Origin of the sequence: Acinetobacter terrae (genome assembly GCF_013004375.1) — a bacterium.
Taxonomy (GTDB): Bacteria; Pseudomonadota; Gammaproteobacteria; order Pseudomonadales; family Moraxellaceae; genus Acinetobacter; species Acinetobacter terrae.
This window is the reverse complement of sequence record NZ_JABERI010000005.1, coordinates 80,947-95,299: the sequence shown is the minus strand read 5'-3', so window position 1 is coordinate 95,299 and position 14,353 is coordinate 80,947. Positions and strand designations below refer to the sequence as shown.

At 42.4% G+C, this 14,353-nt stretch carries 13 protein-coding genes; 7 read left to right on the top strand and 6 right to left on the bottom strand.

The genetic code is table 11. The features are described from left to right. Positions 1-52: 52 nt before the first annotated feature. Positions 53-865 carry a putative porin gene (locus tag HLH14_RS03210; protein ID WP_171532663.1) on the bottom strand — a complete coding sequence of 271 codons (813 nt, stop codon included), beginning with the start codon at positions 863-865 and terminating at the stop codon, positions 53-55. Between the two features lie 176 nt (positions 866-1,041). Here HLH14_RS03210 and prfB point away from each other — a divergent pair. From prfB to HLH14_RS03185, 5 genes are all read left to right on the top strand, one after another. Then, positions 1,042-2,140, top strand: a protein-coding gene (prfB, locus tag HLH14_RS03205) for a peptide chain release factor 2 (protein WP_171532718.1) whose coding sequence is annotated in 2 segments (ribosomal slippage) — positions 1,042-1,116 and positions 1,118-2,140 — 1,098 coding nt in all. Because the reading frame shifts where the segments join, the coding sequence is not laid out codon by codon here. A gap of 231 nt (positions 2,141-2,371) precedes the next feature. Further along, positions 2,372-2,674 (top strand): ArsR/SmtB family transcription factor, encoded by a 303-nt coding sequence (locus tag HLH14_RS03200; protein ID WP_067725473.1) that lies wholly within the window; start codon positions 2,372-2,374, stop codon positions 2,672-2,674. Positions 2,675-2,712: 38 nt separating this feature from the next. Continuing rightward, positions 2,713-3,789: an alkene reductase gene (locus HLH14_RS03195; RefSeq protein ID WP_171532662.1), complete on the top strand. Its 1,077-nt coding sequence runs from the start codon at positions 2,713-2,715 to the stop codon at positions 3,787-3,789. 112 nt (positions 3,790-3,901) lie between these two features. Beyond that, positions 3,902-5,182, top strand: a complete 1,281-nt coding sequence (locus tag HLH14_RS03190) for a 3-deoxy-D-manno-octulosonic acid transferase (protein WP_171532661.1) — start codon at positions 3,902-3,904, stop codon at positions 5,180-5,182. A 204-nt stretch (positions 5,183-5,386) separates the two neighbouring features. Continuing rightward, positions 5,387-6,100 (top strand): 16S rRNA (uracil(1498)-N(3))-methyltransferase, encoded by a 714-nt coding sequence (locus tag HLH14_RS03185; RefSeq protein ID WP_171532660.1) that lies wholly within the window; start codon positions 5,387-5,389, stop codon positions 6,098-6,100. On the opposite strand, the gene HLH14_RS03180 is transcribed toward HLH14_RS03185, so the two are convergent. Then, entirely contained in the window at positions 6,083-7,060 is a 978-nt protein-coding gene (locus HLH14_RS03180) for a mechanosensitive ion channel family protein (protein ID WP_171532659.1), read from the bottom strand. The two genes, HLH14_RS03185 and HLH14_RS03180, sit on opposite strands and share 18 nt — an antisense overlap. A gap of 111 nt (positions 7,061-7,171) precedes the next feature. Continuing rightward, entirely contained in the window at positions 7,172-7,753 is a 582-nt protein-coding gene (locus HLH14_RS03175) for a DUF805 domain-containing protein (protein ID WP_171532658.1), read from the bottom strand. 287 nt (positions 7,754-8,040) lie between these two features. On the opposite strand from HLH14_RS03175, the gene acs reads away from it, so the two are divergent. Together acs and HLH14_RS03165 are read left to right on the top strand one after the other, a co-directional pair. Beyond that, on the top strand, positions 8,041-9,984 hold the full coding sequence (gene acs, locus HLH14_RS03170; protein ID WP_171532657.1) for an acetate--CoA ligase: 1,944 nt from the start codon (positions 8,041-8,043) through the stop codon (positions 9,982-9,984). A gap of 137 nt (positions 9,985-10,121) precedes the next feature. Continuing rightward, positions 10,122-11,303: an acyl-CoA dehydrogenase family protein gene (locus tag HLH14_RS03165; protein ID WP_171532656.1), complete on the top strand. Its 1,182-nt coding sequence runs from the start codon at positions 10,122-10,124 to the stop codon at positions 11,301-11,303. Between the two features lie 77 nt (positions 11,304-11,380). On the opposite strand, the gene HLH14_RS03160 is transcribed toward HLH14_RS03165, so the two are convergent. The 3 genes from HLH14_RS03160 to msuE all read right to left on the bottom strand — a co-directional run bounded on the left by HLH14_RS03160 (position 11,381) and on the right by msuE (position 14,017). After that, entirely contained in the window at positions 11,381-11,995 is a 615-nt protein-coding gene (locus HLH14_RS03160) for a riboflavin synthase subunit alpha (RefSeq protein WP_171532655.1), read from the bottom strand. A 139-nt stretch (positions 11,996-12,134) separates the two neighbouring features. Next, positions 12,135-13,253, bottom strand: a complete 1,119-nt coding sequence (sfnG, locus tag HLH14_RS03155; protein WP_171532654.1) for a dimethylsulfone monooxygenase SfnG — start codon at positions 13,251-13,253, stop codon at positions 12,135-12,137. A gap of 29 nt (positions 13,254-13,282) precedes the next feature. Further along, the gene (msuE, locus tag HLH14_RS03150; protein ID WP_171532653.1) at positions 13,283-14,017 is read right to left on the bottom strand and encodes an FMN reductase; all 735 of its coding nucleotides are present in this window, start codon (positions 14,015-14,017) and stop codon (positions 13,283-13,285) included. Positions 14,018-14,353: the final 336 nt, after the last annotated feature.

Genomic DNA, 14,353 nt, shown 5'->3' with positions numbered 1-14,353 from the left:
CACCCTCAATTGAGCGTGCTTTTTAGTATTCATTTTAGTGCTTGTTTTTCAATTAAAAACGATAAGTTGCATTGATATTGAATGCTTGAACATCATCACCAAAACCAACTTCTCCACCCACTGCAAAGTTAGAATTAATGAAATATTTAGAACGAATGGAGAAAAAATCAACATCGTCTTCGCCATCATCTTCAATGTTATAAGCCGCGCCTAAGCTAAAAGCTTGGTCGAAATAGTAGTCTGCAGCAATGGTCACTTCATCTTCATCGCCAAATGCGCCGTCAGCTTCTACATTCACAAACTGACCTTGGCCCATAGGCGCTACGTATTTTGCACGTACTGCGAAGCGGTTGTCTTCCAAGTTACCATCACCTTGATAGCCATCAATACCTGCAGCTAATAATAGGTTAGATAAAGGCATATAACCGGCTAATGCACGATAAGTTGTAACATCAGAATCGTTAGTCTCACTCCCTACAGGAGAGGTCGCTTTGATTTCACTCTGACCAAAACCTAACTCACCATTTAAGTAGAACTGCTCAACAAAATATTCGATTCCACCATAAATTGTATGTAAGTCAGCTTCAAATTTTGTAGCTAAAATCGGTTTGCTTTCTAAGTAGTTATAGGTGTAGCCAAGATAAGCATTGCTGTTATGACCTAAAAATGCGGCTTCATTAAGAGGTGCATTTTTAGTAGCAACAGGATTGAAGTAAAAAGTGCCTTTTAGCTCAAACTGATTGTCTGTATCGGTAAAATTATCATCATGATCAGTGTAAGTAAAACCACCATCTAATTGAGCATTATAAGCAAAACTTGAAGAAGAAATTGCAGCAAGACCAAGCGCTAATAGAGTGCGTTTCATAAAATCCCCAAAGGTTATTGTTGTTAAAAAATCGTAATAATGCTTAAAAAACATGCACATTGTTTATAAAAAAGACATTTTGGTCAACTGTTATTGCACCTATGCCCTCTAAAATTGCATCCATGCTCTGTGATATAATTGCCGGCTATTTAAACTTAAATTTTGTTTGAGAGAATATCGTGGAAATTAATCCCTATCTATTACAGCTAAAAGACTTAAACGAACGTGGTCAAACACTACGGGGGTATCTTTGACTACGATCTGAAAAAAGAGCGTTTAGAAGAGGTTCTCCGCGAGTTAGAAGATCCAGCGATCTGGAATGACCAAAGTCGTGCGCAAGCGATGGCCAAAGAAAAAGGCGAGCTTGAAAATGTATTAAACGTACTTGAAGGTCTATCAACGCAGCTTGAAGACGCGCAGGCGTTACTTGATTTAGCGGTTGAAGCAGATGACGAAAGCTTGCTTGTAGATGTACAAGCAGAATTAGATGCGTCTGAATCGGAATTGGCAAAACTGGAATTCCGTCGTATGTTCAGTAACCCGATGGATCCGAACCCATGTTATGTGGAAATTCAGGCCGGTTCGGGTGGTACAGAAGCACAAGACTGGGCATCCATGTTGCTTCGTATGTATATGCGCTGGATTGAACGTCACGGTTTTAAAGCAGAATTAATGGAAGAATCGGACGGTGATGTTGCCGGAATTAAATCGGCAACCATTCGTGTAGATGGTGAATATGCCTATGGTTGGTTACGTACCGAATCAGGTGTACACCGTTTAGTGCGTAAATCGCCATTTGACTCGGGTAACCGTCGTCATACTTCATTCTCTGCAGTGTTTGTGTCGCCTGAAGTCGATGACAACATTGAAATTGATATCAATCCTGCAGATGTTCGTACCGATACGTATCGTGCCTCGGGTGCGGGTGGTCAGCATATTAACAAAACCGATTCTGCGGTACGTTTAACCCATGCGCCAACAGGTATTGTGGTGGCTTGTCAGAACCAGCGTTCACAACACGCCAACCGTGACCATGCATGGAAACAGTTACGTGCAAAACTGTATGAACGTGAAATGCAAATTCGTAATGATGCTGCAAAAGCACTGGAAGATACCAAGTCCGATATCGGTTGGGGCAGCCAGATTCGTTCATACGTACTGGATGATTCACGCATTAAAGATTTGCGTACTGGTGTGGAAAGTTCGAACACTGGTGCAGTACTGGATGGCGATTTGGATAAATTTATCGAAGCCAGTTTAAAACAAGGTTTATAAGTTTATTGCTTGAAAAACAGAGGCGAGTCCTCTGTTTTTTTAGCTTTAAAATTTGGTTATTCGAGTTAATCAAACTCAATAATCAGACAATGTTAGAATAGAGTAAAGTTGTACAAAATTGCAGCAGTTTACAAAATGAATCATTGTATCGAAAAATATCGATATTAATATCGTAAAAAATAGATATAATGACTCTAGGTAAGGTGCTGATCATGACATGAGTGAAATGAGATGGACACAGAAGCAATTTATAAAGCCTTAGCCAACCCGATTAGACGTCAGATTCTGCAATGTTTAAAAGAACCTGAGCGCTACATTTCCGCTGATGAATGTGGAAATGATTTTAGTCGTGGCGTGTGCGCAGGGCAGATGGAAAAAATTGCCGATATCTCTCAATCGACCATGTCCAATCATTTATCTGTTCTGCAGCAGGCAGGACTGATTCATGTGACCAAATATGGGCAATGGTCTTATTTCTCGCGTAATGAAGCACTGATCCAAGAATTTTTACAACATTTACAGCACGCGCTTTAGACTAAATCAGTCCAAGAAAGCTGTAAGAGGATTGCTTGATGACAGATTTTTCAACACCGATTCAATTTGGTGAACTTAAACTCAAAAACCGTGTCGTGATGGCACCATTAACGCGTAGTCGTGCCACAGCAGATCGTGTACCGACCGCAATGATGGCGCAGTACTATGCACAACGTGCTAGCGCAGGTTTAATCATTTCAGAAGCAACCGTAATTTCTGAAGAAGCCAATGGTTATGAAAAAACGCCTGGCTTATTTAGCAATGCGCAAGTAGAAGGCTGGAAGCTGGTAACGCAAGCTGTGCATGCCAAAGGCGGTTTGATCGTGGCGCAATTGTGGCATGTGGGGCGTGTATCACATCCTGATTTATTAAACGGTGAAACGCCTGTTTCTGCCAGTGATGTCAAGCAGGCCGGTTATGTCAGCTTACTGCGTCCAAAGCGTGAATTTGTGGTGCCACGTCCACTGGAAATTTCAGAAATTCAGAGCATTACCGAGCAATATAAACAGTCTGCGATTTGTGCCAAAGCTGCTGGTTTTGACGGTGTGGAACTGCATGCTGCCAATGGTTATCTGATTGACCAATTCTTGCAAAGTTCAACCAATAAACGTACCGATCTTTATGGTGGTTCTGTTGAAAACCGTGCACGTTTCCTGCTTGAAGTGGTTGACGCCTTGATTGAAGTCTGGGGTGCAGGTCGTGTCGGTGTGCATTTGGCGCCACGTGGCGATGAGCATGATATGGGCGATGCCAATGCGAAAGAAACATTTGGTTATGCACTGGAAGAACTGGGTAAACGTAAAATTGCCTTCTTCTTTACCCGTGAATATTTAGCCGATGACAGCATCAGTCTGGATATGAAAGCACGTTCAAATGGTGTGCCGTATATTGCCAATATGCGTTTAAGCCGTGAAGATGCGCTTGAATTATTGAGCTCATGCAAAGCGGAAGCGGTATCGTTTGGTAAAGCTTATATTGCCAATCCTGACCTTTTTGAACGTCTAGTGGAAGATGAACCACTGAATGAATTGAAGTTTGAAAATATGATTGGAACCGATGTAGCAGAAGGTTATATCGACTATCCATTCTTAAATAAGCAGTTGGCTGAAAGCTAAGCCGGATACATAAACAAAAGCAGAATAAATCATTGAGCAGAGCAGAATTCATTAACATGTGGAGGCTGCTCTGTTATATTTTGCCGATTGAACATCATTTGAGGCAACTTGTTTGGCTACTCCTTTTTGGTACAACGCAGCATTATCAATCATTAAACCATTGTATCAATGGCGGATCAAAAAACGTGCGTTGAATGTGGAGCAATTGCAACAAGAGTGTCTTGAGCGTTTTGGCCCATTTCAGACGCCGAAAAATTTGAAAGCAATCTGGTTTCATGTGGTGTCGGTGGGGGAAACCAATGCGGCACAACCCTTAATCGAACACTATTTAAAATCGGGTCATCCTGTTTTAGTGACCAATACCACCAAGACTGGACAGGCTCGTGCCAAATCACTATTTTTAAAAGCACCGTATGAGCATTTGTTTCAGGCAGTGTATTTACCTGCCGATCAGAAAAAATTAGTTCAGGCATTTTATCAAAAATATCAGCCAAAATTATTGGCTTTGGTCGAAACTGAAATTTGGCCGAATTTAATTGATCAAGCTCAGCAATTTAAAGTGCCATCCTTATTGATCAATGCCCGTCTTTCGGAAAAATCAGCCAAAGGTTACGGCAAAGTTCATGCGCTTAGCCAAGGCATGTTGAGTGGCTTAGACCAGTTACTGGCACAAGACCAGGCGACTTTAGACCGTTTCCTCAAGTTAGGCATGCCTGAAAATAAAAGTCAGGTATTGGGCAGTATTAAATTTGATATTCATGCACCTGAAAGCTTTATCCAACAGGCTCAGCAACTGAAACAAGACTGGAATTTAGCACCACGTAAAATTATTACCATTGCCAGTACGCATGCACCAGAAGAACAAAAATTACTTAATGCGTTACAGCCTTATCTTACGCAACATCCAGAGATTGTAGTGATTGTAGTGCCACGTCATCCGGAACGTTTTGACGAGGTTTTTCAGATTGCTGAAAGCCTGAATTTAAAAACCAGCCGTCGTAGTTTAGGTGAGTCTATTCAGTCTCATACCCAAGTGTACCTAGCTGATAGTATGGGCGAGATGTGGCTGTGGTACGCCTTAAGTCAAGCCTGCTTTGTCGGTGGTTCGTTGAATGAACCGGGTGGTGGGCATAATATTTTAGAGCCGATTGCCTTAAATGTACCGACTGTTTTAGGTAAAAATTACTTTAACTTCCAGACCATTGTTGATGAATTTGTCGCAGTGGATGGGGTAAAAGTTGTCGATGATGCAGAGCAGGCAGCGACAGTTTTAATTGAACTGTTAAATGATTACGTGGCTGCAGAGCAACTGAATCAACAGGCACAGCAGATTATGCTTAAAAATACAGGTTCGTTAGCAAAGCATATTGCAGTGATTGATCAGTATTTATAATAGATATCTTATATGTCACTGCCTCATATTGAAGTGCAAAATTTAAATGTTATTTGTATAGGCTATTCCTACTTTTGACGGATCAAAAGTAGCAAAAATCCTGTGTTGATCTGATACAGCATCCCTGCTGTACAGATCAACGTGGCGACATCCCTGTCGCCTTCCGCGTATCGAATGATTGCATATTTTTAAGTACTGGATTCTATGAACATCGTCCTTCTTGACCCACGCCAAACTGAATCAGAAGTCTGGTCGATTACCTCGAAACGTCAGCTTGAACATTTAAAACAGCATATAAATGTACAAGTAGGTGATACCTTAAAAGTTGGAATTCGAGAAGGGCAACGTTACCTGACCGAAGTTGTCGAAGTAACGGAACAAGTCGTTAAACTCAAGCCCATTCAAATCGAACCTGTTCCAGCAAAATTACCCGTAACTTTAATTGTGGCAATGCCGCGTCCGAAAGTGCTACGCCGTTTAATTATGGACAGTGTGACGTTGGGGGTAGAGAAAATTATTTTGCTGCACAGTTATCGGGTGGATAAAAGCTATTGGCAAACGCCGTTTTTACAACAGCTGGATCAGTACGTGACGCTGGGTCTGGAACAAGCCGGGGATACGATTGCACCCAAAATTGAAATATATAAACGTTTTAAACCTTTTGTCGAAGATGTGCTGCCAGGTTTAATTACAGCAGATTGTCCGGCTTATGTGGCACATCCTTATGTAGACCTGAAAATGCCGTTTGCGATTGATCATCCATGTACGATTGTGATTGGACCAGAAGGCGGTTTTATTCCTTATGAAGTGGATTTACTGATAAAAAACGGCTGCCAAGCGGTAAGCTTAGGCAACCGTATTATTCGAACTGAAACTGTAATTCCTTATGTGCTCGGTCGCTTATTTAGCGCGTGCTGATTCAGCCATTTCCACTCCATCATTTCCACGATAGACTTTTACTTCCTGAACTGGGTAAGGAATAGAAATATTGTGTTCAGCGAAGGCTTCAATCACATGTTCTTGAACTTCACTGATGGATGCCGATGTTGTGGTTTCAGTGGTATCTACCCACCAGCGTACATTCAGGTTAATTGAGAAATCTGCAAGCGCACTGACATTTACACTAAATGCAGGCTGACTGAGGATGGTTTGGTCTTTGTCCAAAATGGTCATGATGATGTTTTTGGCTTTTTGCACATCATCTTCATAGCCAATACCGACCATAAATTCACAACGGCGACGTTGATATGCAGTATTTACCGTTACTGGGCTAGTATAAACCGTTGCGTTTGGAATCACGATACGGCGGCCATCGGGTGAACGCAAGAACGTCGCACGAATCTGAATATCTTCAACCGTACCTTCCATGCCCGACACGATAATGTCATCACCAATTTTGAACGGTTCTCCCAGTAAAATCAGAATACCGGAAAGCAGGTTTTGGAAGATGTCCTTGAACGCGAAACCGATCGCGACCGAACCAATCCCTAAGGCACTCATCAGCTGACCTGGGGTGAATCCTGGAATGGCAATGACCATGGCAATCAGGAAACCAAAGAAAATAATGGCTGAACTACCCACACGGTTGAGTACTAGAACTAAATTTTGTTTGGTATAGGTACGGTCTGCCAAGGCTTTACGGACAAAAAATTTAAACAATTTTGACAGTAAATAGAAGATCGTAAATACCACCAGTGCAATACAGATATAAGGTAAACGTTCCCAGAATGCCTCGACAAATTTATCGATGGTCGAGTAGGCATCATTGTATTTTGCGGTATGTTCAAGCACGGTTTGTGCCGTTTTTTCACCTGCTTCTTGCAACAGATCGGATGTGCCCTGAGTCACTTCACTCAAGGCATTGTTTTGTTCAGCCACTGGTTTTCCGAATCATAAAAATTATGCGCTATTTTGCCTGAAACTCAGCAATAATTTAACCAACCATACGGGGTATTCACTGTAGTTTTGTGAAGAAACTGTCAGCAGCTTTTAAAAATATTGAGTACCTTTTTGAATCACTTCTTGCGGCATTTCCAGTTCACCCGTACCGAACATATAAGACACCATGCTGCCTGAAGCCAAGAAACTTAAGACAGTGATGATAATCATCAACCAGGCCAGTATTTTTTCCCAGACCGGTGTTTCACGGGGTAAACCATAATTGTTGACTCCTGCTGTACCCGAACCTAAAAGTAAATATAAACCGAGCAAAATATTTACTACGGGCAGTAAAAACAACAGAATCAGCCAGCCACTTCGGTTCATGTCATGCAAACGGCGTATGCTAATGACCATGACAAGATAGATGTACAGCACCAAAATAACCACGAATCCGAGTCCTGCGATTCCCGTTAAGGTGTTCACAAACTGATTGTCCACCGACAGGGTATTCAGGTTGAAAATACCCATGACCAAGCTCAGTGCAATCGTGGCAAAGAAGGTAATTAAATGGATAAAACCATACCAGCCAATTGAACTCAAACGACCAAAACGACCTTCTGGCGACAAGGGATTATCTGCCTTGACCGGTTGAGGTCGGGAAAAAAAAGGAGATGAGTCTTGTGGGTTCATATGCTTTTCCGAGTAAGAATGAGGTAAGAAAATGTTGGTTTTCGTAAAGCAGTGAAAGTATTTTCTTGTTAAATTATAAGATTAAATAAACAGATCAGATACGAATAAGACAGTTTTTTTTGTTGTATACGATAAGCAGTCTGTGTTTTAAATTGTATAAATAAACTACGACCAAAGCATAATTGAAGTGGTTGAAAAATAATCGTCATACTGTGGGTATGCAGTCAATAAAATCAAGAACGTAGCATAGCATCTCGTGATGAGATGAAAAGAGCAAGGAAGTACCTATGAAAGAGATCTATCCTGTACCAGAAGAATTTAAAAAAACCGCTCGCACCAATGAGTCTGAATATTTTGAGCGTTATCAGAAATCCATCGAGCAGCCTGATGAATATTGGACAGAGCAAGCCAATAAACTGGACTGGATTAAACCTTTTACCCAAGTTAAAAATACCAGTTTTGACAAGGATAATTTTAAAATCGAATGGTTTGCCGATGGGCAACTCAACCTCAGTGCCAATTGTTTAGATCGTCATTTAAAAGAACATCCACATAAACCTGCCATTATCTGGGAAGGTGATCATCCTTCACGGCATAAAATAATTTCGTTTAAAGAACTGCATGATGAAGTGTGCCGTTTTGCCAATGTGTTAAAAAGAAATGGGGTAACGAAAGGCGACCGTGTGGTGCTGTATATGCCAATGATCTCCGAAGCTGCCATTTCGATGCTGGCTTGTGCGCGAATTGGTGCGGTGCATTGTGTCGTGTTTGGTGGTTTCTCTCCAGACTCATTGGCCAGTCGTATTGAAGACAGCCAAGCGAAAATTGTGATTACAGCAGATTCAGGCATGCGGGGCGGCAAGCCGATTCCACTGAAAGAAAATGTCGATGCGGCACTCAACGTGCAGGGAACCGAATCCGTTCAAAATGTGATTGTGGTGTACCGTACCGGTAATCCGATTGATCTCAAGGAAGGACGCGACCTGTGGTATCACATGGAAATCATGGGGGTCAATGAAATCTGCCCGCCTGAACCGATGAATGCCGAAGATCCTTTATTCATTCTGTATACCTCCGGTTCAACCGGCAAGCCGAAAGGGGTACTGCATACCACCGGTGGTTATCTCACCTATGTGAATTCAACTTTCCGTGAAGTATTTGATATCAAGCAGGATGATGTGTTCTGGTGTACCGCAGACGTGGGCTGGATTACCGGACATTCCTATGTGCTCTATGGACCCTTATCCAATGGCACAACCACGGTAATGTTTGAAGGTGTGCCGCAATATCCAACTTGGGCGCGTACCGGTAATATTGTCGATAAACACAATATCACTATCCTTTATACAGCACCGACAGCGATTCGCGCCATGATGCGAGAAGGGGATGCCTTTATCCGCGAAAGTGACCGCAGCAGCTTGCGTTTAATTGGTTCCGTGGGTGAGCCGATTAACCCGGAAGCATGGAACTGGTATTACACCGTGGTTGGTGAAAGCCGTTGTCCAATTGTCGATACCTGGTGGCAAACCGAAACAGGCGGGATTTTAATTTCACCTTTGCCGGGAGCCACGGATTTGAAACCGGGTTCTGCGACCCGACCATTATTTGGTATACAGCCGGCGATTGTCGATGCTGAAGGCAAGGAACTGGAAGGCGAAGCCGAAGGCAACCTGATTATCAAGGATTCCTGGCCGGGTCAGATGCGCACGATTTGGGGTGATCCTGAGCGTTTTATCGAAGCCTATTTTTCGACTTATCCGGGGACTTATTTCACCGGAGATGGCGCACGCCGTGATAAAGATGGCTATTACTGGATTACCGGTCGGGTGGATGATGTACTCAATGTCTCTGGACACCGGTTAGGTACGGCAGAAGTGGAAAGTGCTTTGGTGGCGCATGAGCATGTCGCTGAAGCTGCGGTAGTCGGTATGCCGCATGACATTAAAGGTCAGGGCATCTGTGCGTTCGTTACCTTGCAGGCGGATTTTGAAGAATCCGAAGAGCTGCGTAAAGAACTGATCAACTGGGTGCGTAAGGTGTTAGGACCCGTCGCTACCCCGGATGCCTTGTATTGGGCACCCGCTTTACCGAAAACCCGTTCCGGTAAAATCATGCGCCGTATTTTAAGAAAAATTGCCGCCAATGAACTGGATACGTTGGGGGATACCTCAACTCTGGCAGATCCACAGGTAGTGGATAATTTAATAGCGACAGTCTTCCCCAACAACTAAGTCATTTTACTCATTACCGCCTGCATTTTTCAGGCGGTATTTTTATTTTACATATAAGGACTGCAGGCATTGAGATAAAGATGAAAAACATCATCTGCTAAGCTAAAACCATAGAATAGAAATATATAGATATGATTATGAATGCTTCATCCCCACTTTTAAATTCAAATCCATTACAAATTGCTCAACAACTGGCGGAACAGTTTGCCACTACCGCTGCTGAACGTGATAAACAAGGCGGCAACCCAAAATCCGAGCGTGATTTAATCCGTCAAAGTGGTTTATTGGGTTTGTCTATTCCAACCCAATACGGTGGACAAGGGGCAGACTGGAAAACGGTTTTTCAAACCATTCGAACCATTGCTCAAGTCGATAGTTCATTGGCCCATGTCTATGGTTTTCACCATTTGCTGATTGCAACGGTGCAACTGTTTTCACAGCCTGAACAATATGGAAAATGGTTTGAACAAACTGCTCAAGAAAACCTGTTTTGGGGCAATACCTTAAATCCACTCGATCGACGAACTACAGCAGTTAAAGTCTCTGAAACTGAATACGTATTTCATGGCGATAAAAGCTTTTGTTCAGGTTCTATGGATTCAGATGTACTGCTGTGCTCAGGTTATAACGATGATGGAAAATTACTGATTGGGGTGATTCCAACTGAGCGTGATGGGGTCAGCTTTTTAGGTGACTGGAACAATATGGGGCAACGCCAGACTGACAGTGGAACCAGTCATTTCGATCAGGTCAAAATTCAGCATCATGAATTGCTGTTGAATCCGGGACCACTCAGTACGGCGTATTCGAGCCTACGTCCGCTGATTGCCCAATTGATTTTCGTGCATTTATTTTTAGGGGTTGCGGAGGGGGCTTTTGAAACAGCAAAACAAACCGTACAAAGTCAAAAAGCATGGTTAAAATCTTTGGCTGAAAATGCAGTCAATGATCCATTCACGCAAAAGCATTTTGCTGAGTTTTATGTACAACTTGAAGGTGTGCGTTTATTGGCAAATAAAGCAGTAGAGACTTTGCAAAAAGCTTGGGATATTGGTGAAGAATTAACAGCCGAGCAACGTGGTGAAGTGAGTATTGCTATTGCGACTGCCAAAATTGCAGCAACCAATACCTCGTTGTTTGTGACACAAAATATTTTCCAGGTGATGGGTGCACGTGCCACCACAGCCAAACTGAATCTCGACCGTTTCTGGCGTAATGTCCGTACCCAGACGCTGCATGACCCGATTGATTATAAATATCAGGAAGTGGGTGAGTGGGTGTTGACTGGTAAAGTGCCTGACCCAAGTTTTTATTCTTGATTTGAATATTAAAAAAAGCCTCCCGAGATGGAGGCTTTTTTTATGATTTGAAGCAAGACAAACTAAGACAAAAAAGCTTAACGCTGATGGATATTTTCCAATGTATCCACCAAGGTTCGGGTCATTTGGTCAATTTCGTAATTCACCTTGTCACCGACTTTGGCATCTTTCCATGTGGTTAAACGAAGTGTTTCAGGAATAAGATCAATCGAGATTTCACTCGCTTCACGATCGACACGGTTGATGGTGAGGCTGCAACCATTCAGCCCTATAAAACCTTTTAGAAAGAAGTATTTGATATTATCGTTTGGAATCTGAAGATCAATGTGGAAAGTCTCACCGCGCTGTTCAAGGGCTTTAACAATTGCAGTACCCTCAATATGACCATACAGGTTATGCCCGCCATTTTCTGCACCAACTTTGGCAGAGCGTTCAATATTGACAGCATCATCAACTTTTAAATTCTTTAAGGTTGTGAGGGCTAAAGTGACATCAGAAATATCAAAATGAATTTGATTCAGTACAGTATCAATGGTGGTGACTGTCAGACATACGCCATTGATGGCAACACTTGCACCAATAAAAACATCGGCAAAAAAGTGATGTTGGTTGCTCACCACAATCGTAATAAAACCATCACCTTTTTTAATTTCAATGATTTTTTCCAAGCCTTGAACAATACCTGTATACATTGACATTTTCCTTATTCAGATGACTTCGATTGTAAGTAGCAATCTGGAATCTGACTACTGTATTTGCATAAAAAAACCCTCAGGCCGAGTCCTGAGAGGATGAAGTAGGGTAAAGCATTATTATTATAATTTTATGGCCTTAAGCTGATTTTGCTTGCAGCTGTTCTGCCTGCTTTGCTTCGAGTTCACGAACCAAAGGCAAGACTTTCGCACCGAAGTATTCAACATCTTCAATACAGTGTAAGAAACCAGAAAGAACCAAGTCGACACCGATATTTTTAAGCACCAAAATACGTTCAGCAATTTGCTGCGGTGTACCAATCAGGTTGGTTTTAAAGCCATCGTTATACTGCACCAAATCTTCAAAGCTTGATTTTGCCCAGTTGCCTTCACCTTCAGCAGTTGACGCACCGGCTTCGCGGGTGGCATCACCGAAGTTTTTCACCGCCTTGATGTTGGCTTTGTCGATGATTTCTTGCAGCACAGCTTTGGCTTCTTCTGCGGTATCACGGGCAATAATAAAGGCATTGACGCCAATCTTTACTTGATGGTTATTCACTTTGGCTTTTTCACGAATATCATCAATCTGCTTTTTCAGCTCTTCAGGCGTATTGCCGTTGGTGAAGTACCAATCGGATACGCTTGCTGCCATATCGCGTGCTGCACGTGAACTGCCACCTTGGAAAATCTCAACCGGCTTGTTTGGCAGTGGCTGTGGACGTAAAGTGTAATCTTTAAACTGATAGAACTTGCCATCAAAATTAAAGTTATCTGTATTCCAAATGCCGCGTAAGCTGCGAATGAATTCTTCTGAACGTGCATAACGCTGATCGTGTTCTGGCCATTCTTCGCCAATTGCATCAAATTCACCACGGAACCAGCCACTGACCACGTTAATCGCGATACGACCATTGGTCATTTGGTTAATGCTGGCCAATTGTTTCGCTGCAAGAGCAGGTTTCCATGGCCCGGGTAAAATGGCTGCAATCAGTTTGATTTTTTCAGTTTTCGCCAATAGTGCATGGCTAAAGCTCACAGATTCGTGTTGATGTTCTGCGCCGTAGCTTGAAGCAAAACGAATCTGGGTTAAACCGTATTCAAAACCGCTTTTTTCTGCTGCCTGGGCTAAGCGTACGTTGTACTCATAGCTCCAATCTGTGCGCTGTTCGATATTGCTGACCACGAAACCGCCGCTGACATTCGGTACCCAATAGGCAAATTTTACGTTGTTATCTTGCTGTGTTTGTTGTTGTGACATTTTTAAACCCTCGAGGTGGAAGTCGCTGATTAAGCGACTTGAGTCTGCGGTGCTTTTTTGCTGTGCAAGCGAGATTCTGCTGCATCTAGGCTTGGCACTGCCGCAGAAGGAAGCACTTCTTCCTGCTCGATTTGTTTGTTTATGCCCAGGTTTTGGTTGGCTTGTTGGGTTTTCTCTTTCACCACTTCTGCGCGTTGACCTTTAGCCGGTGCCCACTCAAGAATTGGTAAAGCACGTGCCACAGCTAATGTAATACGGTCACGTAAGAACTCGCTGTGAATGGTGTATTCAGTGGTGAAGTCTTTATCCGTTGCATATACGCCAATTGGCAAAGTTTGCGCCTGGAAGAAGCTAAACAATGGACGTAACTGGTGCTCAAGAACCAAGGCATGACGTTCACTACCGCCTGAAGCTGCAAGAAGAACCGGTACATCAACCAATGCTGTTTGTTCTACAAAATCAAAGAAATGTTTAAATAGACCGGTAAATGATGCACGGTACACTGGTGTACCTACAATCAGCGCATCTGCTGCTTCTACGGCAGCTAAATCGTCTTGTACACGTTGTGGTAATTGATTGCGGTAAATCGCACCGCCCATCAATTGACCAATTTCGCTGAATTTAATGAAATGGACATTAATCGGTGTTGCTTCACCCAGTTCGTCTAGAATGGCTTGAACCAGCGCTTCAGTTTTTGACGGGTTGTTTAAACCACCCGATACAGCAACAATATTAAGTGGTTTTTGTGTATTTAAAATAGACATCTTGGAATAACCTAAAACAATAAAATCTCGGAATGTGTTTATTAATCAACAGTTGGCATATGGTGTAAAATAAGCAAATACAGAAAAGTTATCTGATTTTAAGATATAAAGGAAATTGTCATTAAGTCACCTTTAAAGGGTGGTTAATCCTTTGATTTATAGGTTTATATTGATAATTAATAAGCATTTTTCTTTATACGATAAAATTTATATGAAAAAGTGATTAGATTTAAAGAAATTAAGAAAATGCAGAATTTTGCCAATTTCTTAAGGCGAATGCCGGCTTAAATGCAAAAATAGTGAGATCTTGCATATCCTTAGATGCGTGACTATGGT